Source organism: Cellulomonas oligotrophica (genome assembly GCF_013409875.1).
Lineage (GTDB): Bacteria > Actinomycetota > Actinomycetes > Actinomycetales > Cellulomonadaceae > Cellulomonas > Cellulomonas oligotrophica.
On sequence record NZ_JACCBK010000001.1, the window covers coordinates 842,037 to 867,081 of the forward strand.

The 25,045-nt window shown below is 76.6% G+C and carries 21 protein-coding genes; 11 read left to right on the forward strand and 10 right to left on the reverse strand.

Going from position 1 to position 25,045, the window contains the following annotated elements; genetic code table 11:
* Positions 1–11 precede the first annotated feature (11 nt).
* Complete coding sequence (locus BKA21_RS03780) at positions 12–1,001, reverse strand: stage II sporulation protein M (protein ID WP_140458572.1); 990 nt, start codon at positions 999–1,001, stop codon at positions 12–14.
* A 101-nt stretch (positions 1,002–1,102) separates the two neighbouring features.
* Between BKA21_RS03780 and BKA21_RS03785 the strand changes: the two genes are divergently transcribed.
* The 4 genes from BKA21_RS03785 to BKA21_RS03800 all read left to right on the forward strand — a co-directional run bounded on the left by BKA21_RS03785 (position 1,103) and on the right by BKA21_RS03800 (position 5,554).
* Entirely contained in the window at positions 1,103–1,933 is an 831-nt protein-coding gene (locus tag BKA21_RS03785; protein WP_140458571.1) for an RDD family protein, read from the forward strand.
* 434 nt (positions 1,934–2,367) lie between these two features.
* Positions 2,368–3,699 (forward strand): quaternary amine ABC transporter ATP-binding protein, encoded by a 1,332-nt coding sequence (locus BKA21_RS03790; protein WP_140458570.1) that lies wholly within the window; start codon positions 2,368–2,370, stop codon positions 3,697–3,699.
* The gene (locus tag BKA21_RS03795; RefSeq protein WP_140458569.1) at positions 3,696–4,568 is read left to right on the forward strand and encodes an ABC transporter permease; all 873 of its coding nucleotides are present in this window, start codon (positions 3,696–3,698) and stop codon (positions 4,566–4,568) included. Before BKA21_RS03790 ends, BKA21_RS03795 begins: the two co-directional genes overlap by 4 nt.
* 77 nt (positions 4,569–4,645) lie before the next feature.
* Positions 4,646–5,554, forward strand: a complete 909-nt coding sequence (locus BKA21_RS03800) for a glycine betaine ABC transporter substrate-binding protein (protein WP_140458568.1) — start codon at positions 4,646–4,648, stop codon at positions 5,552–5,554.
* Between the two features lie 114 nt (positions 5,555–5,668).
* On the opposite strand, the gene BKA21_RS03805 is transcribed toward BKA21_RS03800, so the two are convergent.
* The 4 genes from BKA21_RS03805 to BKA21_RS03820 form a co-directional block, all read right to left on the reverse strand.
* Complete coding sequence (locus tag BKA21_RS03805; protein WP_140458567.1) at positions 5,669–5,872, reverse strand: Trm112 family protein; 204 nt, start codon at positions 5,870–5,872, stop codon at positions 5,669–5,671.
* Positions 5,869–7,314: a phosphomannomutase/phosphoglucomutase gene (locus BKA21_RS03810; RefSeq protein WP_140458566.1), complete on the reverse strand. Its 1,446-nt coding sequence runs from the start codon at positions 7,312–7,314 to the stop codon at positions 5,869–5,871. Before BKA21_RS03810 ends, BKA21_RS03805 begins: the two co-directional genes overlap by 4 nt.
* A gap of 109 nt (positions 7,315–7,423) precedes the next feature.
* Positions 7,424–7,696 carry a hypothetical protein gene (locus BKA21_RS03815; RefSeq protein WP_140458565.1) on the reverse strand — a complete coding sequence of 91 codons (273 nt, stop codon included), beginning with the start codon at positions 7,694–7,696 and terminating at the stop codon, positions 7,424–7,426.
* Positions 7,693–8,076: a DUF3499 domain-containing protein gene (locus BKA21_RS03820; protein ID WP_140458564.1), complete on the reverse strand. Its 384-nt coding sequence runs from the start codon at positions 8,074–8,076 to the stop codon at positions 7,693–7,695. Before BKA21_RS03820 ends, BKA21_RS03815 begins: the two co-directional genes overlap by 4 nt.
* A 123-nt stretch (positions 8,077–8,199) precedes the next feature.
* Between BKA21_RS03820 and BKA21_RS03825 the strand changes: the two genes are divergently transcribed.
* Positions 8,200–8,709 (forward strand): metallopeptidase family protein, encoded by a 510-nt coding sequence (locus BKA21_RS03825; protein WP_308439107.1) that lies wholly within the window; start codon positions 8,200–8,202, stop codon positions 8,707–8,709.
* 12 nt (positions 8,710–8,721) lie between these two features.
* Positions 8,722–9,672 (forward strand): glycosyltransferase family 2 protein, encoded by a 951-nt coding sequence (locus BKA21_RS03830; RefSeq protein ID WP_140458563.1) that lies wholly within the window; start codon positions 8,722–8,724, stop codon positions 9,670–9,672.
* Between the two features lie 53 nt (positions 9,673–9,725).
* Here BKA21_RS03830 and BKA21_RS03835 read toward each other — a convergent pair whose 3' ends face one another.
* From BKA21_RS03835 to BKA21_RS03845, 3 genes are all read right to left on the reverse strand, one after another.
* Positions 9,726–11,282, reverse strand: a complete 1,557-nt coding sequence (locus BKA21_RS03835) for a DUF5719 family protein (protein ID WP_140458562.1) — start codon at positions 11,280–11,282, stop codon at positions 9,726–9,728.
* Positions 11,279–14,764, reverse strand: a complete 3,486-nt coding sequence (locus tag BKA21_RS03840; RefSeq protein WP_140458561.1) for a glycosyltransferase — start codon at positions 14,762–14,764, stop codon at positions 11,279–11,281. Before BKA21_RS03840 ends, BKA21_RS03835 begins: the two co-directional genes overlap by 4 nt.
* Positions 14,765–14,908: 144 nt before the next feature.
* Positions 14,909–15,235 (reverse strand): WhiB family transcriptional regulator, encoded by a 327-nt coding sequence (locus tag BKA21_RS03845; RefSeq protein ID WP_140458560.1) that lies wholly within the window; start codon positions 15,233–15,235, stop codon positions 14,909–14,911.
* Positions 15,236–15,469: 234 nt separating this feature from the next.
* Between BKA21_RS03845 and BKA21_RS03850 the strand changes: the two genes are divergently transcribed.
* Together BKA21_RS03850 and BKA21_RS03855 are read left to right on the forward strand one after the other, a co-directional pair.
* Entirely contained in the window at positions 15,470–16,255 is a 786-nt protein-coding gene (locus BKA21_RS03850; RefSeq protein WP_140458559.1) for a TIGR03089 family protein, read from the forward strand.
* Positions 16,252–17,559 (forward strand): hypothetical protein, encoded by a 1,308-nt coding sequence (locus BKA21_RS03855; protein WP_140458558.1) that lies wholly within the window; start codon positions 16,252–16,254, stop codon positions 17,557–17,559. Before BKA21_RS03850 ends, BKA21_RS03855 begins: the two co-directional genes overlap by 4 nt.
* A gap of 40 nt (positions 17,560–17,599) precedes the next feature.
* On the opposite strand, the gene BKA21_RS03860 is transcribed toward BKA21_RS03855, so the two are convergent.
* Entirely contained in the window at positions 17,600–19,717 is a 2,118-nt protein-coding gene (locus BKA21_RS03860) for a hypothetical protein (RefSeq protein WP_140458557.1), read from the reverse strand.
* Between BKA21_RS03860 and rfbA the strand changes: the two genes are divergently transcribed.
* Positions 19,716–20,588 carry a glucose-1-phosphate thymidylyltransferase RfbA gene (gene rfbA / locus BKA21_RS03865; RefSeq protein ID WP_140458556.1) on the forward strand — a complete coding sequence of 291 codons (873 nt, stop codon included), beginning with the start codon at positions 19,716–19,718 and terminating at the stop codon, positions 20,586–20,588. The two genes, BKA21_RS03860 and rfbA, sit on opposite strands and share 2 nt — an antisense overlap.
* Before the next feature lie 61 nt (positions 20,589–20,649).
* Here rfbA and rfbD read toward each other — a convergent pair whose 3' ends face one another.
* The gene (gene rfbD / locus BKA21_RS03870; RefSeq protein WP_218886973.1) at positions 20,650–21,480 is read right to left on the reverse strand and encodes a dTDP-4-dehydrorhamnose reductase; all 831 of its coding nucleotides are present in this window, start codon (positions 21,478–21,480) and stop codon (positions 20,650–20,652) included.
* A gap of 130 nt (positions 21,481–21,610) precedes the next feature.
* Between rfbD and BKA21_RS03875 the strand changes: the two genes are divergently transcribed.
* Both BKA21_RS03875 and BKA21_RS03880 read left to right on the forward strand, forming a co-directional pair.
* On the forward strand, positions 21,611–22,228 hold the full coding sequence (locus tag BKA21_RS03875) for a dTDP-4-dehydrorhamnose 3,5-epimerase family protein (RefSeq protein ID WP_140458554.1): 618 nt from the start codon (positions 21,611–21,613) through the stop codon (positions 22,226–22,228).
* Positions 22,229–22,468: 240 nt separating this feature from the next.
* Positions 22,469–24,925 (forward strand): peptidoglycan recognition protein family protein, encoded by a 2,457-nt coding sequence (locus tag BKA21_RS03880; RefSeq protein WP_140458553.1) that lies wholly within the window; start codon positions 22,469–22,471, stop codon positions 24,923–24,925.
* Positions 24,926–25,045: the final 120 nt, after the last annotated feature.

The following is a 25,045-nucleotide window of genomic DNA, read 5'->3' on the forward strand; positions in this document are numbered from 1 at the left end:
CGGGGTCCGGGTCAGCCCGCGGTGGCGACGGAGTACCCCGCGCGGTCGTCCTCGAGGTCGCCCGTGCGCCCCGCCCGCACGGCACGCCCCCCGAGCACGATCGTCCACGCCCAGAACGCGGCCAGGACGACCGCGCCGATCGCGACCTTGACCGGCCAGGGCAGCGCCGAGCCGGTGACGAACCCCTCGACGAGCCCCGACACGCCCAGGACGAGGACCAGGCCGAGCGCGACGGTGAACAGGGCCCTGCCCTCCTGGGCCAGCGCCCGGCCCCGCGGGCGCGGGCCCGGGTCCACCCACGTCCAGAACAGGCGCAGGCCCGCGGCGCCGGCCACGAAGATCGCCGTCAGCTCGAGCAGGCCGTGCGGGGCGATGAGCTGGAGGAACACGTCCAGGCGTCCGTGGGCGGCCATCAGGCCACCGGCGGCGCCGACGTTCACCGCGTTGGTCAGCATCATGTAGGCGGGCAGGAGGCCCGTGATGCCGGTCCCGATGCAGACCGCGGCGATCCAGGCGTTGTTCGTCCAGACCATCGCCGCGAACCCCGCGCCGGGGTCGTAGTACTCGACGAAGGCGCGCTCGACGTAGTCGCGCTGCTCGGCGGGCGTACCCATGAGGGCGAGCGCCTCGGGCTGGGTGGCCACGAGGACCCCGACCGCGACGGCCACGACGAGGAACGCGGTCATCACGGCGACGGTCCACCACCGCACCCGGTACAGCGCCGCGGGCACCGTCACCATGACGAACTCCACGACGTCCCGCCACGAGAGCGCGTGGGTGCCGGCCAGCCGGGCGCGGGCACGGGCGAGGAGCTGGGACAGCCGCGCGACGCTCTCCGGGTCCGGGGCGGCGGACCGCACGGACGACAGGTCGGTCGCGGTGGACTGGTAGAGACGGACCAGCTCGTCGGCCTGCGCGCCGGACAGCCGGCGGGTGCGCACGAGGCGGTCGAGGCGCTCCCAGGCGGGGCGGCGCGCGTCGGAGTAGGCGTCGAGGTCCACGCCCCCAGCCTGCCACCTCGTCGCGCGGCGGCGGGCCCGCGCGTCCACGGACCACCCGTGCGCCGCTGCCCGCGCCCCGGGGCGGCAGGTAGCCTGCCGGGGTGAGCAGCGACGTCGACCAGGGGATCGTCACCGGCGAGGGCGTGCTGCTCGAGACGCGACCGGCGGGCTTCGCGTCCCGCCTGCTCGGCGCGCTGCTCGACCTGGTCGTCCTCGGGGCGCTCGTGCTCGTGGTGGTGGTCGTGCTCGGCAACGCGCAGGTGGTGCTGGACGGGCAGACCGCGCGCATCGTCGGCATCGTCTCCGTGGTCGTCGTCACGGTCGTCCTGCCGACGACGGTCGAGACGCTCACGCGCGGCCGGTCGCTCGGCAAGCTGGTGGCCGGGGTGCGCGTGGTGCGCGACGACGGCGGGCCGGTGCTGTTCCGGCACGCGTTCGTCCGGGCCCTGACCGGCGTCGTGGAGCTGTGGATGACGGTCGGCTGCGTGGCGGTGATCTGCTCCGTGGTGCACCCGCGCGGCAAGCGGGTGGGCGACATCCTCGCGGGCACCTACGGGGTGCGGGTGCGCGGCGCCCGGACCGTGACCGAGCGGGCGCAGATGCCTCCGGAGCTGGCGGGGTGGGCGACGCACGCGGACGTCGCGCGGCTGCCCGACGGCCTCGCGCTGGCCGTGCGGCAGTTCCTCGGCCGGGCGACGCGCCTGCACGCGGCGTCGCGGGTGGACCTGGGCACGCGCCTGGTGGCGCAGGTCCGTCCGTTCGTCAGCCCGGACCCGCCGGCGGGCACCCACCCGGAGGCGTTCCTCGCCGCCGTGCTCGCCGAGCGGCGGCGGCGCGAGACGCTGGTCGAGCAGGAGCGCGTGGCGCGGGAGCAGGCCGAGGGGGCCCTGCTGCACCGGCTGCCCCACGGCGTGCCCGAGCCGCAGGCCTGATCGGGGCATCGCCGGCACGGGCCCGAGCGTGCGGGGTTAGCACAGCCGGACGAGCACGTCCCCTGACCGACGGGTGACCTGCGCCACAGAATGACCATGCCTCCACCATGTCAAGGTCACGGTGTGGTCACGATCCGACCCGACCGTGTCGCCGCAGGTCAGCGTTGCTTTCCTGCCGCCCAGCCCCACCGACACGCACGCGAGACCCCCCGGTTCCCGGGCGGGTCGCGGTTGCGGCCCGTTCCCGACCCGGTGCAGGGTGGACGCGTCCCGGCCGCTGGTCGGGACGGGCCCCGAGGTGTGCGCGACGCGCGCCTCGCCACCCGGCGCGCACCGCGCCGACCGGCTGGGACCGCCCTCGCGAGCGGTCCGGGGCCCGCCGTGATGGAGCCCGACGACGGTGGCACGCACCTGCGCGCCACCGTGGCCGCCGCATGCCCGGCGGCCGGGCTCGAGGAGACACAGAGGTGGACGTGACCGCACTGCTGCGCGCCGAGGGCGTGTCCAAGGTGTTCGGACGACGACCCGGCGAGGCCGTCCGGCGGCTGCGCCAGGGCGCGACCCGCGACGAGGTCCGGCCCTGGGGCACCGCGGCCGTCATCGACGCGAGCTTCGAGGTCGCGGCCGGCGAGACGTTCGTCGTGATGGGGCTGTCGGGATCGGGCAAGTCGACGCTGATCCGGATGCTCAACGGCCTGTGGCGCCCCACCGAGGGGCGCATCATGCTCGGCGACGACGACCTCGCCCAGGTCGACGCCCGGCGCCTGCGCGAGCTGCGCCGCAGCCGCGTGAGCATGGTCTTCCAGCACTTCGCCCTGCTCCCCCACCGCACGGTGCTGGACAACGCCGCCTACCCCCTGCAGGTCCAGGGCGTGCGCGGGGACGAGCGGCGACGCCGGGCCGGCGAGGCCCTGGAGATGGTCGGGCTGTCCGGCTGGGCGGACTCCCTGCCCGCCCAGCTGTCCGGCGGCATGCGGCAGCGCGTGGGCCTGGCACGTGCGCTGGCCGCCGGCACCGACGTGCTGCTCATGGACGAGGCGTTCTCCGCCCTCGACCCCCTGATCCGCCGCGAGATGCAGGACCAGCTCCTCGAGCTCCAGCAGACCCTCGGCAAGACGGTCGTGTTCATCACCCACGACCTCAACGAGGCCATGTACCTCGGCGACCGGATCGCGGTCATGCGCGACGGCCGCATCGTGCAGGTCGGCACGGGCGAGGAGGTGCTGTCCGCGCCCGCCGACGACTACGTCGCCCAGTTCGTGGCGGACGTCGACCGGTCCCGCGTGCTGACGGCGTCGTCGGTCATGCGCAGCCCGGCCGTCACGGTGCAGGTGACCGCGGGGCCGCGGCAGGTGCTGCGGACGCTGCGCGAGCACCAGGTGCCCGCCGCGTACGTCGTGGACCGCCGCCGGGTCCTGCAGGGCCTCGTGCGCGACGCCGGCGTCGTGGAGTCGCTGCGCCAGGGCGCTGCCGCGCTGACCGACGCGGTCGAGCGCGACGTCACGACCGTCGGCCCCGGCACCGCGCTGGCGGACGTGTTCGCCCCGGCGGCGCAGTCCGCGCTGCCGGTGCCCGTCGTCGACGACGGGGGACGCCTCGTGGGTGTCGTCCCGCGCGCGACGCTGCTCGAGGCGATGACTCCGCTCGACGTGACCGTGGAGGACGAGCTGCCGCACACCCCGCCGGACGGCTCGCCCCTGCCCGGCGACGCCCCGGTCGCCACGACCCCGACCGACCGCCCCACGGATGCGGAGGTGCTCGCGTGAGCGCCACGGCCCCCCTGCCCCGCCTGCCCCTGGGCGACGCCGTCGAGTCGGCGGTCGACTGGGTCACCGTCACGTTCCGCGTGGTCTTCCGGACGCTGCGCGACCTCGGCGAGGGCACCTACGACGTCCTCGTGGCCGTCCTCGCCGGCCCGCCCGCGTGGGCCACGGCGCTCGCGCTCGTCGTGCTCGCCCTGCTCGTGCGGGGCTGGCGCCTCGCGGTCGGGGTCGGCGTCGGGTTCGCGCTCGTCATCGCGGTGGGCCAGTGGGACAACGCCATGGACAGCCTGGCCCTCGTGCTGCTGGCCTCCGTCCTGGCCCTCGCCCTGGCCGTGCCGCTGGGGATCTGGGCGGCCCGCAGCGACCGCGTCTCCGGGCTGCTGCGCCCCGTGCTGGACCTCATGCAGACGATGCCCGCGCTCGTCTACCTCATCCCGATGGTCTTCATCTTCCGCGTCGGCATCGTGCCGGGCATCGTGGGGACCGTGATCTTCGCGATGGTGCCCGGTGTGCGCTTCACCGAGCTCGGCATCCGGCAGGTCGACCGCGAGGTCGTCGAGGCCGGGCACGCCTTCGGCGCGACCGAGGGCCGCATCCTGCGCGACATCCAGCTGCCCCTCGCGCTGCCGACCATCATGGCCGGCGTCAACCAGGTCATCATGCTCGCCCTGTCGATGGTCGTCATGGCCGGCCTCGTCGGTGCCGGCGGCCTGGGCGGCGAGGTCGTCAGCGCCCTGACCCGCGTGAACATCTCCCTCGGCGTCGAGGCCGGCCTGTCGGTCGTGATCCTGGCGATGTTCCTCGACCGCGTGACGTCGGCGCTGGCCGCCCGCGCACCCGTCTCGCGCGCCCTGGCCGCGTCCGCGGCCTGACACCCGTCCGGCGCCCCGGCGCCGGCTCCCCACCCCCACGGGACGGGCACCGGGCCCGCCCCTCACGGAAGGACACGATGACCCGCACACGCCTGCGCACGACCCTCGCCACCGCGACGGCCCTCACCCTGGGGCTCGCCGCCTGCTCCGGCGGCGACGCCGGGGCCGAGCGCCTCGAGAACGGCGACCTGCCGACGGTGTCGATCGGCATCCACTCCGGCTGGGACGAGGGCATCGCCGTCTCGCACCTGTTCGCGGCGGTCCTTGAGGACTCCGGGTACGAGGTCGAGACCCAGGAGGCCGACCCGGGCATCGTCTACACCGGCCTGGCCTCGGGCGACTACGACGTGAACTTCGACATGTGGCTGCCCGCGACGCACGCGGACTACCTCGAGGAGTACGGCGAGGACCTCGAGCAGCTCGGCGTCTGGTACGACGACGCCACGCTGACGGTCGCGGTGAACGAGGACGCCCCGATCACGTCGCTCGACGAGCTGGCGGACAACGCCGACGCGTTCGACGGCCGGATCATCGGCATCGAGGCCGGAGCAGGCCTGACGCGCATCGTCCAGGACGAGGCCGTGCCGGAGTACGGCCTGGAGGACATGGAGCTCGTGGTGTCGTCCACGCCCGCCATGCTGGCCGAGCTCGATGCCGCCACGTCGGCCGGCGAGGACGTCGTCGTCACGCTGTGGCGCCCGCACTGGGCGTACGACGCGTACCCGATCCGCGACCTCGAGGACCCTGCGGGGGTCATGGGCGACGCCGAGGAGATCCACTCCGTGGGCCGCACCGGCTTCGCCGAGGACTACCCGTCGCTGTCGGCCATGGTCGCGGACTTCACGCTGACCGACGAGCAGCTCTTCTCGCTCGAGAACCTCATGTTCAACGAGGACGGCGGGTCCGACCCGGCCGGGTCGGCGCGCACGTGGCTCGAGCAGAACCCGGACGTCGCCGAGCAGATGGAGCAGGCCGCCGGCCTGTGACGGGCGCGAACCCATGACGGGCGCACCCACGCACGGGAGGCGCTCCGACCGCGGGAGGCGCCCCACGAGGACGGGCCCCGGCACCTGGTGCCGGGGCCCGTCCTCGTCGCCGCGTCAGAGCGGGCGAGCCTCGTCGACCAGCAGCACGGGGATGCCGTCGCGCACCGGGTACGCGAGCCGGCGCGTGCCGTCGGTGCCGATCAGCACCGGTGCCCCGTCCACGTCCGTCCCGTCCACCAGCTCGGACCCCGTCACGGGGCAGCGCAGCAGCGCCCGCGCCCACGGGTCGAGCCGCACGGCCGTCGCCTCGTCGCTCATGCGCCCTCCTCCTGCCGGACCAGGCCCAGGACGTCGTCGCGGACCTTCTCCATGACGTCCTCGTCGGCCGCCTCGACGTTCAGGCGCAGCAGCGGCTCGGTGTTCGACGCCCGCAGGTTGAACCACCACTGCGGGTGGCTCGACCAGTGCGAGACCGTCAGGCCGTCGAGCTCGTCGACCTCGACCGGCCCGGCGCCCTGCTGCGTCACGTAGGCCTCGACCACGCGGGCCCGCGCCGCGGCCACGTCGGTGACCCGCGAGTTGATCTCGCCGCTCGCCGCGTACGGCTGGTACTGGTCGGCCAGCGCCGACAGCGGGTGCGGCTGCGACCCGAGCGCGGCCAGCACGTGCATGGCCGCGAGCATGCCGGTGTCGGCGAAGAAGAAGTCGCGGAAGTAGTAGTGCGCGCTGTGCTCGCCGCCGAAGACGGCGTCGTGCTCGGCCATCTGCGCCTTGATGAACGAGTGGCCCACACGGGTGCGGACGGTGCGCGCGCCCGCGGCGCCCAGCAGGTCGGGCACCACCTGGGACGTGATGAGGTTGTGGATCACCGTCGGCGTCCGGCCGGCGGCGACCTCGCGGGCGACCTCGCGCAGGCCGACCAGCGCGGTGATCGCGGACGGGCTCACCGCGTCGCCGTTCTCGTCGACCACGAAGCAGCGGTCCGCGTCGCCGTCGAACGCCAGGCCCAGGTCCGCACCGTGCTCGACGACCGCGGCCTGCAGGTCCACCAGGTTGGCGGGCTCCAGCGGGTTGGCCTCGTGGTTGGGGAAGGTCCCGTCCAGCTCGAAGTACAGCGGCACGACGTCCAGCGGCAGCTCCGGCAGGCCGGCACCGGTGCCCAGCACCGCCGGGACGGTGTGCCCGCCCATGCCGTTGCCCGCGTCGACGACGACCTTCAGCGGCCGCCCCCCGGACAGGTCGACCAGCGAGCGCAGGAACGTCGCGTACTCCGTGAGCATCTCCTCCTCGCGGACCGTGCCCGGCGCGTCGACGACCGGGACCTCCTCCGCTAGGTAGCGGCCCGCGAGCTCGCGGACCTGCGTCAGGCCGCTGTCCTGCCCCACCGGCCGGGCGCCGGCGCGGCACAGCTTGATGCCGTTGTACTCGGCCGGGTTGTGGCTGGCCGTGAACATCGCCCCCGGGACGCCGCGGGCGCCCGACGCGTGGTACAGCCCGTCGGTCGAGCACAGGCCGATGAGGACGACGTCGACGCCGCGGGCCGTCAGGCCGTCGGCGAAGGCGCCGACGAGCTCGGGGCCGGACGGCCGCATGTCGTTGCCGACGACGACCGTCGGGGTGCCCGTGGCCTCCGGCAGCACCACCACGTCGGCGAAGGCCGCGCCGATGGCGCGGGCCACCCGGGCGTCGAGCTGGTCGGGGTACGTGCCACGCACGTCGTAGGCCTTGATGAGCGCGGACAGGTCGACAGGTGCGGGCACGGGAGCTCTTTCGCCTCGGGTTCGAACTGGCTGCGCCCACTCTAGCGACGCGGGTCGGTGCGGCTGCGCCCGTGCGGCAGGGGCGCGACGGGGCGCGCGGGTGGCGGGATCAGCCCCGGTCGGGCAGGTCGAGCGGCGTGCCGTCGAGCCGCAGGGGGCTGCCGTCGCCGTCGGCCGCGAACCAGGCCGTCGTCTCGCACCCGGTGCACGACACGAACGTCCCCGGGCGGCCGTCCGGCATGCCCATCTCGATCCGGGTCAGGTCGGTCCGCCCGCAGCGCGGGCACGCCTGCGAGCCCGGCGCTCCGCCGAACGACGGGCGGCTGAACGAGCCGAGCGGCAGCGGCTCGTCGTCGGGACGGCCCCGACGACGGCTGCTCACGGCGCGCCGTCCCCGTGCACCACGCGCAGGTGCCCGCGGCGGCGACCGTCCTCGGGGGCCGGGGGCGGCGGCACGGACTCCAGCGGCCCGACCGGCTCCGGAGCACGGCGCCGGCCCGCCTCACGGACCGCGTCGGCCAGGGCCAGGAGGTCGTCGCGGCTCGGCTCGGGGGCCTGCAGGTCCGGGGTGAGCCGGACGATCTCCCAGCCCCGCGGGGCCGTCAGCCGCTCGGCGTGCGCGACGCAGAGGTCGTACGAGTGGGGCTCGGCCAGCTGCGCCAGCGGCCCGAGCACGGCCGTGGAGTCCGCGTACACGTAGGTGAGCGTGGCGACCGCGGCGTGCGGGCACGCGGTGCGCGAGCACTGGCGGACGGATCTCACGTGCAGACCGTACCCCCGTCCGGGCGCCACGCCCGCGTGTACACGCGGACCACGTGCCCTGCACGCCCGGCGGGGCGACCCGGACGGCCCTGCCGACGACGCCGCGCTGGCTACAGTGGGCCGGTGAGCTCAGCGCCCCGCCGCCCCGGCCCGTCGGACCGCGGGTCCGTCGCGCGCCGCGCGTCCCCGCCGCCCGGTGCGGCGCTCGCGGGCGGGCACGCGGTCCGTCGTCGTGACCGTCGCGGGCGGGGCCCCCGGGGCCCGCTGCTGCCCATGTCGACGCCCGGCTACCGCACCCGCGCCGAACGGTTCGACGACCTCGTGCTCGACGCCGTCGAGGAGCTCGAGCAGCGGTGGTCCGCCCAGCTGGCCGGCACCGAGTTCGCCGTCGAGGACGTGCCGCCGTCGAACCCGGCGCCGTGGGAGCGGGGCGGCGTCCCGCTCGGACGCTGCTTCCCCGCCGACGCCGGGCTGCCGCACCGGGTCGTGGTGTACCGCCGCCCGGTCGAGCAGCGGGCCGCGGACCCGGCGGACCTCGCCGACCTCGTCCGCGACGTCGTCGTCGAGCAGGTCGCCCACCTGCTCGGAAGATCCCCCGACGACGTGGACCCGGGCTACGGCGAGGACCACTAAGGTGTGCCGACGATGAGTGCGACGAGCCCGGCGCCGAGCCCCTCCTCCCCCGCCCACGCGCCGGAGGCGGTCCCTGCCGACGCCACCGCCCGGGCGGCGTCCCGATCCGCGGCCACGCGCGTGCGCGTCGTGTGCGTCGTCTTCCACCCCGGTGACGAGCTCGACCGCTTCGTGCGGACGCTCGCCACCGCGACGGCCGACCCGGTCGAGCTCGTGATCGTCGACAACGGGACCGACCAGACCGTGGCCTCCCGCGTCGCGGACGCGGCCGGCGCGTCCCTCGTCGTCCCGGGGCGCAACCTGGGCTACGGCGCCGCCGCGAACCTCGGCTGCCAGGGGGCGAGCACCCCGTACCTCGTGGTCGCCAACTCCGACATCGAGTGGACCCCGGGCTCGCTGGACCGGCTGCTCGCGGCCGGCGACGAGCAGCCGACCGCCGGTGCGCTCGGTCCCATGCTGCTGAACACCGACGGCAGCGTGTACCCCTCCGCGCGCGCACTGCCGTCGCTGGCGGCCGGCGCGGGCCACGCGATCTTCGCCAAGCCGTGGCCCAACAACCCGTGGACGCGCACCTACCAGGCCCGGCACGAGACGATGGGCGGCTACCTGCGCGCGGCCGGCTGGCTCTCGGGCGCGTGCCTCGTGCTGCGCCGGGCGGCGTTCGAGCAGATCGGCGGCTTCGACGAGAGCTACTTCATGTTCTTCGAGGACGTGGACCTCGGGGAGCGCCTCGGGCGCGCCGGCTGGGAGAACGTCTACGTCCCGGACGTGCACGTGACCCACGTGGGCGGCACGTCGTGGCGGCAGCGCCCGGCGCCGATGATCCGCGCGCACCATGCGTCCGCCCGCCAGTACCTGGGCCGGCGGTACAGGCGCTGGTACCAGGCGCCCGTGCGGCTCGCGCTCAGCCTCGGCCTGCGGGTGCGCGAGCGCGTGCAGATGCGCGCGACCGAGCGCGCCTGACCCGACCGGGCACCACCAGCCCGGGCACTGCGCCGGGCCACCAGTCGGTCGGCTCAGCCCCGCAGCGCCACGCGCGGGTCCTCGACGACCGCGACCGTCGGCTCCTGCGCGGGCGCCGGCACCGGGACGAGCACCGAGACCAGCGTCCCGTCGGCCTGCTCGCGCTGCACCAGCACCGACCACGCGAGCTCGGCCCCGACCGCGTCGACGAGCTGCACCCCCGCCGCGACGTCGGACAGGTCCTCGTCCGACAGCTCGGCCAGGTCCCAGGCCCCGGTCGTCCCGGCGTCCACGGTCACCGTGCTCTCGAGGAGGGCCTCGCCCTGCGCGTCGAGCACGCGCAGCAGCGCGGTGCCCACCCCCTCGCCGGACGCGTCGCCGGCGGCGACCGCGCCCACCACGAGCCGGGCGTCCATGCCTGCCGGCAGCGCGACGACCCCGTCGTCCCCGGGCGTCGACGGCGACCACGCCCGCTCGACCCGCGGGGCGTCGTCGAGCTCGCCGGGCTCGCCCGTGCGCGCGGACTCCGCCGCCGCGACCACCGGCGCGCCCGCGTCGACCACCACCGTGCGCTCCCCCTCGGGCAGCCCCGTCAGCGGCACGTCGACGACCGTGCCCGCCGTGAGGGCCACCCGGTCCAGGCCGGGGACGTCCACCGGGCCGTCCGCGCCGAGGACCGTGACCGTGGCGGTCGTGCTGCGCTCGGTCGCGAGCAGCCGCAGCACGGCCGAGTCCGCCTCGTCGGGTCCGGCCGAGACGCCCGGCACCCGCTGCCGCGTCGCGGGTGCCGCCGAGGGCGCGACGAGCTCGACCCCGGCGGGGGTGAAGCCGTCGAGGCGGGCGTCCTGCAGGTACGCGGCGACCTGGCCCCCGGTCGAGGCCACGTGCACCACGAGCGCGGGCTGGCCGGGCGCCGCCCCCGTGAGGTCGACGACGGACCGCTCGCCGGGCGCCACGACGACCAGGTCGGTGGCCAGGTCCACGGGCCCCGCCGCGCCGAGCACACGCACCTCGACCTGGGCCGCCGTCAGCCCCGCGTTCACCAGGAGCAGCGACGCCGTCGCACCCGGCGCGGTCGACCCCCCGACGAGCCACTGCTCGACACCGGGCGCCGTGCAGGACACGGCCGCCGTACCGCGCAGGTCCCCGTCGGTGACCCGGACCGCGGCGGTCGCCGCGACCAGGGGGGCGTCCTGCTCCGGGGCCGCGCGCACGGCCGTGGTGGTGTCGGCCGCGTCCAGACCTGTCGACCCGCCGCCGGCGGGGAGCGTGGTCACGACCGAGGCCGCGTCCAGACCGGTCACCGCGACGTCGCCGGCGCCGGGCCCCGCCACGGAGAGCACCTCGACACGGGCCTGCGGCGGGACCGGCACAGGGTCGAAGCCCGCGTCGCCGCGGCCGGAGCCGCCCGGCAGCACCAGCGGGCCCGGGCAGACCAGCGTCGACGCCGAGGGCGGCACTGCGACCTGTGCCGGCTCCCCCGCCTGCACGGGAGCGACCCCGAGGCGCCCGCCGACGACGAGCGACGCGGCGACGGCTGCGAGCAGGGTCACGCCCGAGACGGTCTGCAGGGCGCGCTCGCGGGCCCTGCGTGCGCGGCGCGAGCTCATGTGCGCACCCCCCGCCGGCGGCGCAGGGGCACGGCGAGCAGCCCCGTCAGGACGACGGTGACGCCGAGGGCGCCCAGCCACGGCGTGCGGCCGGGTGCGTCGTGGCGGACCACGAGCCGCCCGCCGTCGGCGCCGAGCACGAACGCCTGCCGCCAGCCGACCGTGGTCGGCGCCAGGGGGCGCCCGTCCAGCCACGCGTGCCAGCCGTCGTCGGAGCGCTCCGCGAGGACGAGGACGCGGCGTCCGTCGCCGTCCTCGACGGCGGTGCGCACCGTCCGCCGGTCGGCCTCGACCGGGACGGCGTCACCCGCCAGCAGGGCGGGGTCGTCCGCAGCGGCGTCGGACGCGTCCTCGGGCACCGTGCGGGCCCAGGAGGTCACGACGTCACCGTCCGACCCGGCGACGCGCCACAGGGTGCCCGCGGCGTCGTGGGTGACGCGCTCGAGCCCGGGCGTGGCGTCGAGCGCCGCGACGAGGCGGGTGCGGCCGGCGTCCGCGGCCGGGTCGGTCGCCGCGGGCACGAGCACGTCGCCGACGGCGAGGGCCGCGAGCCCCGCGGCCGCGTCCGGCACGGTGCTGGTGGAGAGGCGCGCCACGAGGGCGTGCACCTCGGCGGTCGCGGGGTCCTCGGCGTCGTCCCCGACGAGCTGCCGGGTCCGCACCGCGGCGGACTGGTCGACGAGCTGCGTGCCGTCGGCGCGCAGCAGCTGCCAGGCGAGGGTGCCGTCGGTCCGCACCGTGAGGGCGAGCACCCGCGAAGCGGCCGCCGACGCCGCGCCCTGCTGGCCGACGGCCGGCACCACCGGGCCGGAGACGACCCCCGGCGACGCCGCGCCGCGCACGCCCGTGGTCCAGCCGATCAGAGGTGCGAGCACGACGAGGGTCGCGAGCGCCGCGGCCAGCACGGCCGCCGGCTGGCGCCAGCCGAACGTCCGTGCGGCGAGGCGCTCGCGCAGGCGGTCGGCGCCGAGCAGGCCGGCGGCCAGCAGCCCGAGACCGGCGAACGAGAGCGCGCCGCCCGTCCAGGCGGGGCCGGTGCCCTCGGCCGTGCGCACCGCGGGCACGGCGGCGACGACCGCCGCGGTGGCCAGACCTGCGGCAGCGGCCCACCAGCAGACGCGGACCGCGCGGGACACCGGTGTCCCGCGCAGCAGCGCGAGGACGGCGAGGAGGACCAGCACCGCACCCGGCGCGGCGACGACGACGAGGGCCGCGGTGCCGGGCAGCTGCGGCACCAGGCCCGTCGCGTCCGCGGGCAGGCCCAGGACCCGCTGCCAGCCGGCGGCCGGCGCGGCCAGGGCGGGCGCCCCGGGATCGGCGACCAGCAGGGCGAGCCCGTCGGTGCCGCGTCGCGCGACCTCGCCCAGGAACGGCGCGAGCAGCACCAGCGACGGCACGGGCACGAGCAGCACCCGCCGCCGGCCGCGGGGCGCGGTCGCCGCGACCGCGAGGACGACCGTGAGCACGGCGGGCAGCAGCGCGGGTGCACCCGCGAGGACGACCGCGAGCGCGAGGGCCGCGCCCGCGGCAGCGGCGACGGACCCCGTCGGGGGCGCGGCGCCGACGAAGCGGTCGTCGGCGTCCTGCTCGGCCGGGGCGGCGGTGCGCGGGTGCGGCACCGCCGGCGTGCCGCGGGCGGGCGTCACGTCGGTGGCGCGCGTGCCGGCGGCGGTGCGTCCGTCGTCCTCGGCGGCACGGGTCTCGGCCCGCACCGCCGTGGCCACGCCGGAGAGCACCCGGTCGACGCGCTGCACGCCGACGGCACGGGCCAGGCCCAGCGCGACCCAGGGCAGGGCGACGTGCACGAGCACGGCGCCGACGCGGGTCTGCCCGACGGCGAGGAGCAGGGCCGGCGCGGCGGCCCAGGCGACGGCGGCCCAGGCCCGCAGCACGGTCGAGCGCGTCGCGGCGCCGGAGGCCGTCCAGGCGGCGTACCCGGCGAGCGGCACGGCGGCGAGGACGAGGAGCCCGAGGGCCGTGCCGGCGCCGCCGTCCCCGAGCGCGGCGAGCGGGACGAGGAGCAGCGCGAGGGGGTCGGCCGGGCCGCGGTCGCCGAGCCCGGCGGCGACCCAGCCGGACGTCGCGGCGGCCCACACGTCGGCCAGGGGCGTCGTGGCCCGGGCGAGCGCCGGGCCGGTGAGCGCACCGCCCGCCAGGACGGGGCCGAGCAGGCGCCCGAGCGCGACGACCGTGACCACGACCAGCACGGTGAGCACGAGGCCGAGGGTGGCGCGCCGGCGGGTCGCGAGCGCGGCGAGCTCGCGCAGCTCCAGCTCGCTGGGGGCACGCACGACGCGGCGCGCCTCGAGGCGCGCGAGGCGGCGGTCGCGGGCCTGCACCCACACGTCGCGCCACGTCGCCTGCAGCGGGTGCAGGGTGCGCCGGGCGAGCACACGGGTCGCCCGGGCCCGGCCGCGGGCGCGGACGACGACCCCGGGGCGCAGCAGCACGGTCAGGGCGGCCCGCAGCTCGGCGACGGCCAGGCCGGGGCGCTTGGCGGCGACCTGCCCGAGCGCCCGCACGACCGCGACCGTCGGCACGAGCAGGACGACGAGCGGCAGCAGCGCGGGGGCGGCGTGCACGAGGCGCTGGTGCAGCAGCGAGGTGCGGCGGGCCAGGAAGGAGCGGGTGGGGTCGGCGCCGTCGGGCTCGCCGTCGCCGTCGAGGTCGACCTCGCGGGCGGCGAGGTCGCCGCCGTCGCCGCGGGGCGACCGCAGGCCGTGGTACGCCGCCTGCGCGTGCCGGACGACGGCTGCGGGCACGACGACGACGCGGTGCCCGGCGAGCCGGGCCCGGCGCGAGAGGTCGAGGCCGTCGCCGAAGGGGCCGAGGGCGGGGTCGGTGCCGCCGAGGGCGTCCCACACGTCGCGGCGGACCAGCGCACCGGCGAGGCCGACGCCCAGCACGTCGGACCGGCCGTCGTGCTGCCCCTGGTCGAGCTCGCCGGGCTCGACGTCGGTCGTGCGCCGTCCGGAGCGGGTGGTGCGCAGGCCGACCTCGAGCAGCCGTTCGGGCGAGGTCCAGGTGCGCTGCTTGCAGCCGGCGACCGCGACGGACGGCGCGTGGCCGACGGTGCGCACGAGGTGGGCGAGGGCGTCGGGGGCGGGTGCGCTGTCGTCGTGCAGCAGCCACAGCCACGGCGACGGCGCGCCGCCGAGCGTGCGCTCGAGGACGTCGAGCCCGGCGGTCACGGCCTCGCCGAAGCTCGCGGCCCGGGGCACCCCGACGCTCGTCAGGCGCGGCACGGGCGCCGAGAGCTGGGCGAACGCGGCGTCCAGCACGGGTCCGACGGCGCGCCCGTCCGACGCGCCGACGTCGACGACGAGGACGCGGGTGGGGCGGCGGACCTGCGCCGCGAGGGCGCGCAGCGTCGTGGCGAGGTACCCGGTGCGTCCGCGGGTCACCACCACGGCCGTGACGGGCGTCGTCACCGGCACCGAGGCGGTCGTCGGGAGGTCCACGGGGGACAGCGTGTCAGTCATGCTCGCGTCATCATGCCCCGGCGGCGGCGTCCGGGCGGCGAGCGCGCGCGGCGCGTCGCTCCCGGCCCGCCCGGCGCGCACCGTCGCGCGCGGGCCCGCCGCGGTCCGCGCCGGCTCGGCGGTGCGGACCTGCGGGTGCTGCGGTCAGACGACGCGCCGCTTGAGCTTGCGGCGCTCGCGCTCGGACAGCCCGCCCCAGATGCCGAAGCGCTCGTCGTTCTCCAGCGCGTACTCGAGGCACTCGGAACGCACGTCGCAGGACGTGCACACCTTCTTGGCCTCGCGGGTCGAGCCACCCTTCTCGGGGAAGAACGCCTCGGGGTCGGTCTGGGCGCACAGGGCGCGCTCCTGCCACCCCATGGGTCCGTCGTCGTCGGGCGTGCCGAACAGCGACAGGACGTTGGACGCCGGCGCCGCTGCCGGTACCTCGACGTCTGTCGGGAAGGTCTCGTCGTCGAGCAGGTGCCACATGCGTGCCTCCGCGGGTTGGTGCTCGTGCTGCTCGTGATGCTGGCTGGCTGGCTCGCTCGAAGCTGCCGGTGCGGCGCGGAAGGCCGCGACGTGGTGCCTGTTCGATGAATCAGTTCTCAGGAATTACACGCGTGTCGTTCGAGGCCGTCAACCCGAGGCGTGCTAGATGCCCGGCTTGTCCGGGTGAAAACTCACCCGGCCGGGTGACGTGTCCGTTCTGTCTAGCCTGGAGCCATGACGAGCCCCCTCGACCGGCCCCTCGCCGACGCTCCCGACGACCGTCCCGCCGACGTCCCGACGCTCCTGCAGCGGCTGCCGTCCGAGCCCGGTCGGCCCCGCGTCACGTGGTACGGCGACGACGGCGAGCGCGTCGAGCTCTCCGGGGCGGTCCTCCTCAACTGGGTGACCAAGACCACCAACCTGCTCGTCGAGGAGCACGACGCCGGGCCGGGCACGCAGGTGCTGCTCGACCTGCCCGCGCACTGGCGCACCCTGGTGTGGGCGCTGGCCGTGTGGCGCACCGGCGCGTGCGTCCGGACCCCGGGCGCGGACGGTGCCGCGGCCGACGTCGTGGTGACGGACCGGCCCGACGAGCACCCCGGCGCGGCCGACCTCGTGGTGGTGACGCTACCCGCCCTGGCCCGCGCGTACCCGGGGACGCTGCCGCCCGGTGCCGTCGACGCCGCGGCGGCCGTGATGACGTACGGCGACGCCCTGGGCTACGTGCCGGCGCCCGACCCGCACGCGCCGGCCCTGGCCGACGTGCCGCACCGCACCCTGCTGGCCCGCGTCCCGGCGCCCGCCCCCCGGAGCCGTGCGCTGCGGGCCGCGTCGCCGGGCCGGGTCACGGCGGCGGACCTGGCCACCGCCGTGGGGGTGCTGGCCGCCGACGGCTCGCTCGTGCTGGTCTCGGCCCGCACGGCCGGGGCGCTGCACGACGACGCCGCACGTCACGAGCGCCTGGTCGCCCAGGAGAACGTCACGGACGACGACCTCGTGACCACTACCGTGTGGCCGTGACGTCCGAGGACACCCCCTCCCCCACGCCCGCCCCCCGCCGGACGGCCCTGCTCGCGGTCGCCGTCTCCGTCGTCGCCACCCTCGTCGCGTGGGTCCGCACGGACCCCGTCGCCCGCGGCACGCTGTGGGCGGAGGACGGGCGCGTGTTCCTCGCCGACGCGTGGACCCACGGGCTCGGCGAGGCGCTGCTCACGCCCTACGACGGCTACCTGCACGTCGTGCCGCGCGTCCTCGCGGAGCTCGTCGCGACGCTCGTGCCCGTGACCCACGCGGCGCTCGCCGTGACGGCCGCGAGCTGCCTCGTCGCGGGCGTGACCGCCGCCCTGGTCCTCGTCTGCGCGGGCACCGTCACCGCCAGCATCCCCGCCCGTCTGGCGCTGGCGGGGCTGACGGTGCTGGTGCCGTCGCTGCCGGTCGAGGTGCTGGGCAACCTGGCCAACGTGCACTGGTTCGGGCTGTGGCTCACGCCGTGGCTGCTGCTGCACCGCCCCCGCACCCGCACGGGCCTGGTCGGCGCCGGCGTGGTGGGGCTGCTCGTCGGCCTCACCGAGGTGCAGGCCCTCTACTTCGTCCCGCTCGTGCTGTGGCGCTGGCGCGACCGCCGCGGCTGGCCCGCGCGGGCCGGGCTCATGGTCGGCCTCGCCGCGCAGGGCGTCACGATGCTCACGTCCCCGCGACGCGCCGCGCTCGGCGACGTGCCCGAGCTGCGCAACGTCGTCGCGGGGTACCTGGCCGACGTCGTGCTCCCGCTGTGGCTGGGCACGCCCGAGGTCGTCACCGCCGTGCTGCGGACCGCCGGCTGGTCGGTCGCGCTCGTCGCGCTGGTGCCGTCGGCGCTGGCGCTGCTGCTCGCGGTGCGCCGCGGCGCGGGCGACCTGCGTCTGGCGGCCGTGGTGCTGCCCGCGGCCTCGCTGGTGACCTGGGGCGTGCCGGTCGTGCTCAACCGGATGCCGTGGGACTGGTCCCGGCCGCAGCCCGGGGACCCGGTGCTGGAGATGGTGCGGTACGCCCCGGTGTCGCAGATGCTGCTGGCGTCGGGCCTGGTGCTGGGGGCGACGCTCGTGGGTGCCGCCCGGTGGCGGCGGGCAGCGGTGGGCGCGCTGGCCGCCCTGCTGCTGGTGGCGTCGGCGGTCGCATGGCGGCCCAGCACGCAGCAGCGGGCCGACGGGCCGGAGTGGGCCGACGAGGTGCCTGCGGGCCGGGAGGCGTGCGCGACGCCGGGCACGGACGAGGTCGCGCTGCCGATCTCCCCCGAGACGTGGGTGTCGCCGGTGCCGTGCGAGGTGCTCCGCCCGGGCGGCTGAGGCCACGACCCGCGGCCCCGACCGCGCGCGGGACCTGGCCTCACCGCCGCCCGACGACCGCGGCCCACAGGGTCGTCGAGGTCACGTCCACGTGCTGCGGCCGTCCGGCGATGCGACGTCCGAGCGTGGTGACCTGCGTGGTCGCGACGACGGTGGCACCGTCGACGGCGGCGAGGTCCTGCCGGTCGTACGAGAGGACCACCACGGGGCCGCCGCCCCACGCGTCGACGACGGCCGCCAGCTCCGCGGCCGTGGGCGGGTCGAAGGTCTGCACCACCTCGACGTCGCAGACGACCCGGAGCGTGGCCAGGTACTGGTAGGGCGAGGAGTGCACCCACACGACGCGCCGCGCGCCCGCGTCCTGCACCGCGGCGCACGCGGCACGGGCCTCGTCGAGCCGGCCGTCCTGCTCGCGCACCCCTTGCACGCCGTCCCAGGCCACGACCGGGGCGAGGAGCACGACGGCCGCCGTCGCCGCGACGCCGGCCCGTGCACCGCGGCGCAGCGCGGGCCGGCGCGCACCGGCGCGCTCCCACGCGTGACGCAGCACCCACCCCGCCAGCACCAGCAGCGTCGGCAGCGCGACCGGCAGCAGCCGTCGCACCGCCCACACCTGGTCGGGGGTGATGGTGACGCGGACGACGTACGGCAGCGCGCCCACCAGCAGCGCGGCGACGACGACGAGCAGCGTCCGGTCCCCCGTGCGCAGCGCCCGGCGCACGGCGACGACGGCCCCCGCCAGGCCCAGCACGACCGCGACCCACCCGAGGTACCAGGCGGCCCACGTCAGCGTCATCTCGTCGTAGCTGCGCGTCGGGTCGAGCGCGAGCCCCTCGGCCACCTGCTGGCGACCCACCGCACCGGCGGTCGCCGAGCCCTCCGCGAAAGCCCGCCCGACGAACCACCACGGCCTGCTCAGCAGCACCACAGCGGTGACGGCGACGACGAGCGCGGCCGCGTCGGCGGCCCGCGAGCGCGCCGTCGGCCCGCCGTGGCGGGGACGCCGGGGGCGGGCGGCGCGGACGAGGGCAGCACGCACCCGGACGGCGACGTCCTCGCGTGCGAGGAGCGCGGCGACGGCGCCCAGGACGACCAGGCCGACGCCGAGCGGCACGACGTAGCGCAGCCGCTCGGCGAGGTACACCGGGCTCTGGAGCACCAGGTCCACGTAGCCGAGCGCGGTGAGGAGCAGGGCCGCCGCACCCGCGGCGCGCAGCTGTGCCCGGTGCACGGCCCGCCCGGAGGCGTCAGGCGCGGCCAGGACGACGAGGGCGAGGGCGACGAGGAGGCCCGCGACGACGATCGCACCGTCGATGCGCGCCGCCCCGGCGACCCCGACGGCCGCACCGGCGAGCGCCGCGAGGCGCACCGACCCGGACCGCACCGCCCGGGCCAGGAGCGCGGTGCCGAGCGCGACGCACGCCAGGACGAGGGGCTCGGTGTAGGCCGAGCGGGTCAGGACCAGCATCGGCAGGCACAGCGCCAGCGCCGTCGGCGCGAGCAGCCCCCACCACGGCCCGACCAGCTCGCGGGCGAGGGCGTGCACCGCCAGCAGCGCCACCGCGCCCACGAGCACGCCGCCGGCGAGGACCGCGTCGGCGCCGCCGGCCCAGCCGACGACCGCGAGGACCGCCGGCAGCATCGAGCTGCCCTGCGCGTGCAGCGCACCGCCCACGTCGGCGAACGCCTCGGCCCCGGACCAGAACCCGCGCACGGCGGCCGCGACGTCCGCGGCCCGGCCGGTGGGCACCGGCGCCGACGGGTGCCCCGTGAGCCAGAGCGCGCCCAGCGTGAGGAACCCGGGGTCGCGCGCGACGACGACGTACTGCCCGACCCCGCCGAGGCCCCACACCGCCCAGCCCCCGGCCCCGACGAGCGCGACGAGCGCCGCGGGGGCCTCGCCGGGCGCCGCAGCCCTCCAGGGCACCGCTCGCAGCACGATCACGACGACGACCGCCGTCAGGGGCAGGACGACCCACGGCCGGTGCTGCCCGACGAGCACCGCGAGCAGCGCCACCAGGCCCAGGCAGGCCAGCCCGAGGGGCACGGCGAGGGGCAGCGCCGCCACGACGTCGCGGGCGCCCGGGCGCAGGCCGGGGGGCCGGACGTCGTCGGGCGTCGCCCGGCTCGCACGATCTGCGCCAGACTGTCTGCTCATGAGAGGCATCATCCTGGCCGGCGGGTCCGGCACGCGGCTGCACCCGATCACGCTCGGCGTCAGCAAGCAGCTCGTGCCCGTCTACGACAAGCCCATGATCTACTACCCGCTCTCGACGCTGATCCTCGCGGGGATCCGTGACGTGCTGGTGATCACGACGCCGCACGACGCCGAGCAGTTCCACCGGCTGCTGGGCGACGGCTCCCAGTTCGGCATCTCCATCACCTACACGGTGCAGGCCGAGCCGAACGGTCTCGCGCAGGCGTTCGTGCTGGGCGCCGACTTCGTCGGCACGGACTCCGCGGCGCTGGTGCTCGGGGACAACATCTTCTACGGGCCGGGCCTCGGTGCCCGCCTGCAGCGGTTCTCGCACGTCGACGGCGGTGCGGTGTTCGCGTACCGCGTGGCCGACCCGACGGCGTACGGCGTCGTGGAGTTCGACGAGGCCGGGCGCGCGCTGTCGCTCGAGGAGAAGCCCGCCGCGCCGAAGAGCAGCTACGCGGTGCCCGGCCTGTACTTCTACGACAACGACGTCGTCGCGATCGCCCGTGACCTCAAGCCCTCCCCGCGCGGGGAGTACGAGATCACCGACGTCAACCGGGCCTACCTCGAGCAGGGCCGCCTGCAGGTCGAGGTGCTCCCCCGCGGCACCGCCTGGCTCGACACGGGCACGTTCGACTCGCTGCTCGAGGCCTCCGACTACGTGCGCACGGTCGAGCACCGCCAGGGCCTGAAGATCGGGTCCCCGGAGGAGGTGGCCTGGCGCCGCGGCTTCCTCTCGGACGACGAGCTGCGCACGCGTGCGCAGGGCCTGGTCAAGTCCGGCTACGGCTCCTACCTGCTGCAGCTGCTGGAGCAGGGCGACCGCTGACACGCGTCGGCCGTGCCCCCGCGCCCGAGGGCGTGGTGGGCACGGCCGGGTGCGGGTCCTGTCAGGCCAGGACCTCGGCGGACGCGGCGGCCCACCGCTCGTCCCACGGGCCGATCGGCGTGACGCCGGCGGCGTGCAGCGCGTCGTGGCCGAGCACCGAGTACGCGGGCCGCGGCGCGGGACGCACGTAGCCCTCGCTGGTGGTGGGCGCCACGATCGCGGGGTCCATGCCCGCGGCACCGACGACGGCCTGCGCGAAGCCGTGCCACGACGTCTGGCCGGACGACGTGCCGTGGTAGGTGCCCGACGGGGCCTGGGCACGGACGAGCCGCAGGACGAGATCGGCGAGGTCGCGCGTCCACGTGGGCTGCCCCACCTGGTCGGCGACGACCTGCAGGCTGCCGCGCTCGGCGGCCGCACGCGCGATGGTCCGCGGGAAGCACGCGCCGTGGGCGCCGTAGAGCCAGGCGGTCCGCACGACGAGGTGGTCGGGGGCCTCGGCCCGCACCGCCCACTCGCCGGCCATCTTGGTCCGGCCGTACGCCGACCGCGGCGCCGCCTGGTCCTGCTCCGCGTAGGGCGACGACGCGTCGCCGGCGAACACGTAGTCGGTCGAGATCTGCACGATGCGGGCCCCGGCCGCGTGGGCCGCGCGCGCGAGGACCGCCGGTCCGACGGCGTTGACCGTGAAGGCCGTGCCCTCGTCCGACTCCGCGGGGTCGACGGCGGTGTACGCCGCGCAGTTGACCACGACGTCCGCGCCGACGAGCGCGCGGGCGACCGCCTCGGCGTCGAGGATGTCGACCGTCTCGCGGTCGTGCCCGACCGCGTCCTCCCCGGCGGCGGCGAGCGCCTCGAGAAGGTCCGTCCCGAGCATGCCTCGGCTACCCATCACGACCCAGCGCACTGACTGTCTCCCTTCGGTCCCCTGTCGGGCGGCAACCCTAGCCGCCGGACCGACGGGACCGGCGGCGCCGGCCACTACCCTGTGCCTGACCGTTCCCGGCGAGAGGACCACCGACGTGCAGTACCGCGAGCTCACCGTCCCCGGGGCCTGGGAGATCACCCCCACGCTCCACGGCGACCCCCGGGGCGTGTTCCTCGAGTACTTCAAGGACGCGCCGTTCGCCGAGGCCACCGGCCACGGCTTCGACCTGCAGCAGGCGAACTGCTCGGTGTCCGCCGCCGGCGTCCTGCGCGGCATCCACTTCGCCGACGTGCCGCCCGGCCAGGCCAAGTACGTCACGTGCGCGAAGGGCGCCGTCCTCGACGTCGTCGTGGACGTGCGCGTCGGCTCGCCGACCTTCGGGCAGTGGGACAGCGTGCTGCTGGACGACGTGGACCGCCGGGCGATCTACCTCGGCGAGGGCCTCGGTCACGCGTTCATGTCGCTCGAGGACGACTCGACCGTGCTGTACCTGTGCTCGACGGGGTACGCACCCGGTCGCGAGCACGGCGTGCACCCGCTCGACCCGGAGATCGGCATCGCGTGGCCGACCACGGGGCGCGACGGCAGCCCGCTGACCGCGCAGCTCTCGGACAAGGACACGGCGGCGCCGACGCTCGCGCAGGCGCGCGAGCAGGGTCTGCTGCCGGACCTGGCGACCGTCCAGGAGTACGTCCGGAGCCTGCGCCGCTGACACGGCTCCTTCGGACCACCCGGAGCGCTTTCACCCGTACGGGTGAAGGCGCTCCGTCATGATCGGCCAGGACAAGCCAGGACATACCTGGACGAAGCACCGAGGATCCGCTTCATCGTGCGGCGCGCCCGTCGCCCGATCGCCCAACCGCAAGGCACACTCGAGTCACGCTCGCGTCCAACTCGCGCGTCGCGCGGTTCACGCGCGCACGCGGAGGGGACCCTGACGAAGGACTGCCGGATGCCTCGCAAGCTGATCCTCGCCGCCGTGGTGCTGACCACCGCGCTGACCGGGCCCCTGAGCACCGCGGCCGCCGCCGACGGCGCCGTGACGGCGGCCGCGACCGTCTCCCAGGAGCCCGTCGCGCCGGAGGTCGACGAGCTCGACCTCGCCGGCGTCGACCCGCAGGCGGCCGCCGAGCTGCCCGCCGCGGCCCCGGCACCGGAGGACCCCGCGCTGCCGGCCCCCGCGGTCGCACCCGAGGCCGAGCCCCAGACCGAGCAGGCACCGTCACCTGCGCCGACCGACGAGCCGACGGCACCGTCGGCCACGGCGTCCGCCACGACCGACCCGCCCTCCACCGCCGACCCCCTGGCGACCGCCGACCCGCTCGCGACCGCCGACGCCGTCGCGCCCGAGGCCGAGGAGCCGGTGACGACCGAGCGGCAGGCACCCGCCGAGGAGCCCGCGGGCGTCGCACCCGAGACGTTCGCCGGGGCGGTCGCCCCCTCGGACGAGGTCGACCCCGACGTCCTCACCCAGGAGCTCGACGTCGCCCCGTTCACGGTGCTCGGCGTCTCGTGGGACGCGTCCGACGACCTCGAGGACGTCGTCGTGCGCTACCGCGTGCGCCAGGACGGCACCTGGTCGGGCTGGGAGGCCGTCGCCGCGTCCGACGAGCAGCCGGACGCCGGCGGCCAGGACGCGATCGGCACCCGCGGTGCGACCGACCCGATCGTCGCGGTCGACGCCGACGGCGTGCAGCTGTGGGCGCAGGCCGCGCGCGGCGAGGTCCGCGGGCTCAAGGCCGTGCTCATCGACCCCGGCGAGGACACCGGCACCGCGACGGCGTCGAACGCCGCGTACACCACCGGCACCGCCGACGTGGCCACCGCGTCGCTCGCCGCTGCCGCCTCCCGGCCCGCGATCATCACGCGCGCGCAGTGGGGAGCCGTCGAGTCGCAGGTGACCTGCAACCCCGACTACTCCAAGGACGTGCGGGCGGCCGTCGTGCACCACACGGCCTCGTCCAACGCGTACTCCGCCGCCGACGTCCCGGGCATCCTCCGGGGCATCCTCTCGTACCACACGCGCCCCGAGGGCGGCGGCGGCCGCGGCTGGTGCGACATCGGCTACAACTTCCTCGTCGACAAGTTCGGCCGCGTCTTCGAGGGCCGCACCGGCGGCATGGACCGACCCGTCGTGGGCGTGCACGCCGGCGGCTTCAACAGCCGGACCTTCGGCGTCTCGGCCATCGGCGAGTACGGCTCCGCCGGGGCGTCGGCCGCGATGAACGAGGCCATCAGCCAGCTGATCGCCTGGAAGTTCCAGGTCCACCGCATCACGGCCGGCGCGACCGTCGGCCTCGTCTCGGGCGGCGGCGCGACGAAGTTCCCCGCGGGCACCACCGTCGCCCTGCCGACGATCTTCGGGCACCGCGACACGTCGCAGACCTCCTGCCCCGGGCAGAACCTGTACAACGCGCTCGGCTCCATCCGCGCCCGCGTCGCACAGCTGTCCAACGCCACCGTCGCCGCCTCGCCGCGCGGCTCGTGGGACAGCGTGAGCGCCACGAGCTCGACGATCACCGTGCGGGGCTGGGCCCTGGACCCGTCGGCGTCGAGCCGCTCCATCTCCGTACGCGTCAGCGTCGGCGGCAAGACCCGGACCGTCACCGCCAACAAGTCCCGCAGCGACATCGCCTCCGCCTTCCCCGGCGCCGGCCCGTTGCACGGCTTCGCTGCCGCGGTCGACGTCGGCGGTGGACGGCACGCGGTCTGCGTGACGGCCCTCGACGTCGGCGCAGGGACCGACGTGAACCTGGGCTGCCTGTGGGTCAGGACCGTCAACGCCGCGCCCACCGGCGTGGTCGACTCGGTGCGGAGCGAGGGCGGGAACGCCCTGCGGGTGGCCGGCTGGGCCATGGACCCGGACACCTCGGCCCCGATCCGCGTGCACGTCTACCTCGACGGCAAGGTCGTGCGCGGCCTCACCGCGGACCGCAAACGCGCCGACATCGGGCGCAAGTACGGCAACGGGTCCGAGCACGGCTTCCTCACGACCCTCAGCACCACGCCCGGCAAGCACCGGCTGTGCGTCTACGCCATCGACAGCACGAGCGGCTCGCCGAAGACGCTCACGTGCCGGACCGTCACGGTCACGAACGCGAGCCCGAAGGGGGTGGTGGACTCCGTCCGGGCCGAGGGCGGGAACGCCCTGCGGGTGGCCGGCTGGGCCATGGACCCGGACACCTCGGCCCCGATCCGCGTGCACGTCTACCTCGACGGCAAGGTCGTCCGCGGCCTGTGGGCCGACCGCACACGCGCGGACATCGGGCGCAGGTACGACAACGGGTCGGAGCACGGCTTCCTGACCACGATCAGCGCCACGCCCGGCGACCACCGGCTGTGCGTCTACGCCATCGACAGCGCCGGGGGCTCGCCGAAGACGCTCACCTGCCGCACCGTCACCGTGTAGCCGCCGCGAGGTCCGGGTCGTCGACGACGCCCGTCCGTCGACGACCCGGGCTCCCCTATCCTGTCGTGTGCCCGGTGCGCGGAGCGCGCCGTGCGCTCCCCGTCTCGCCGCCGCTGCACG

Bases quoted from the DNA above. Each gene is read 5' to 3' on its own strand.
- BKA21_RS03880 (WP_140458553.1), top strand. From the start codon at position 22,469: ATGCCTCGCAAGCTGATCCTCGCCGCCGTGGTGCTGACCACCGCGCTG.
- BKA21_RS03860 (WP_140458557.1), bottom strand. From the start codon at position 19,717: ATGAGCAGACAGTCTGGCGCAGATCGTGCGAGCCGGGCGACGCCCGAC.
- BKA21_RS03835 (WP_140458562.1), bottom strand. From the start codon at position 11,282: ATGAGCTCGCGCCGCGCACGCAGGGCCCGCGAGCGCGCCCTGCAGACC.
- rfbA (WP_140458556.1), top strand. From the start codon at position 19,716: ATGAGAGGCATCATCCTGGCCGGCGGGTCCGGCACGCGGCTGCACCCG.
- rfbD (WP_218886973.1), bottom strand. From the start codon at position 21,480: ATGGGTAGCCGAGGCATGCTCGGGACGGACCTTCTCGAGGCGCTCGCC.
- BKA21_RS03805 (WP_140458567.1), bottom strand. From the start codon at position 5,872: ATGAGCGACGAGGCGACGGCCGTGCGGCTCGACCCGTGGGCGCGGGCG.
- BKA21_RS03800 (WP_140458568.1), top strand. From the start codon at position 4,646: ATGACCCGCACACGCCTGCGCACGACCCTCGCCACCGCGACGGCCCTC.
- BKA21_RS03790 (WP_140458570.1), top strand. From the start codon at position 2,368: ATGCCCGGCGGCCGGGCTCGAGGAGACACAGAGGTGGACGTGACCGCA.
- BKA21_RS03840 (WP_140458561.1), bottom strand. From the start codon at position 14,764: ATGACTGACACGCTGTCCCCCGTGGACCTCCCGACGACCGCCTCGGTG.
- BKA21_RS03850 (WP_140458559.1), top strand. From the start codon at position 15,470: ATGACGAGCCCCCTCGACCGGCCCCTCGCCGACGCTCCCGACGACCGT.
- BKA21_RS03845 (WP_140458560.1), bottom strand. From the start codon at position 15,235: ATGTGGCACCTGCTCGACGACGAGACCTTCCCGACAGACGTCGAGGTA.
- BKA21_RS03830 (WP_140458563.1), top strand. From the start codon at position 8,722: ATGAGTGCGACGAGCCCGGCGCCGAGCCCCTCCTCCCCCGCCCACGCG.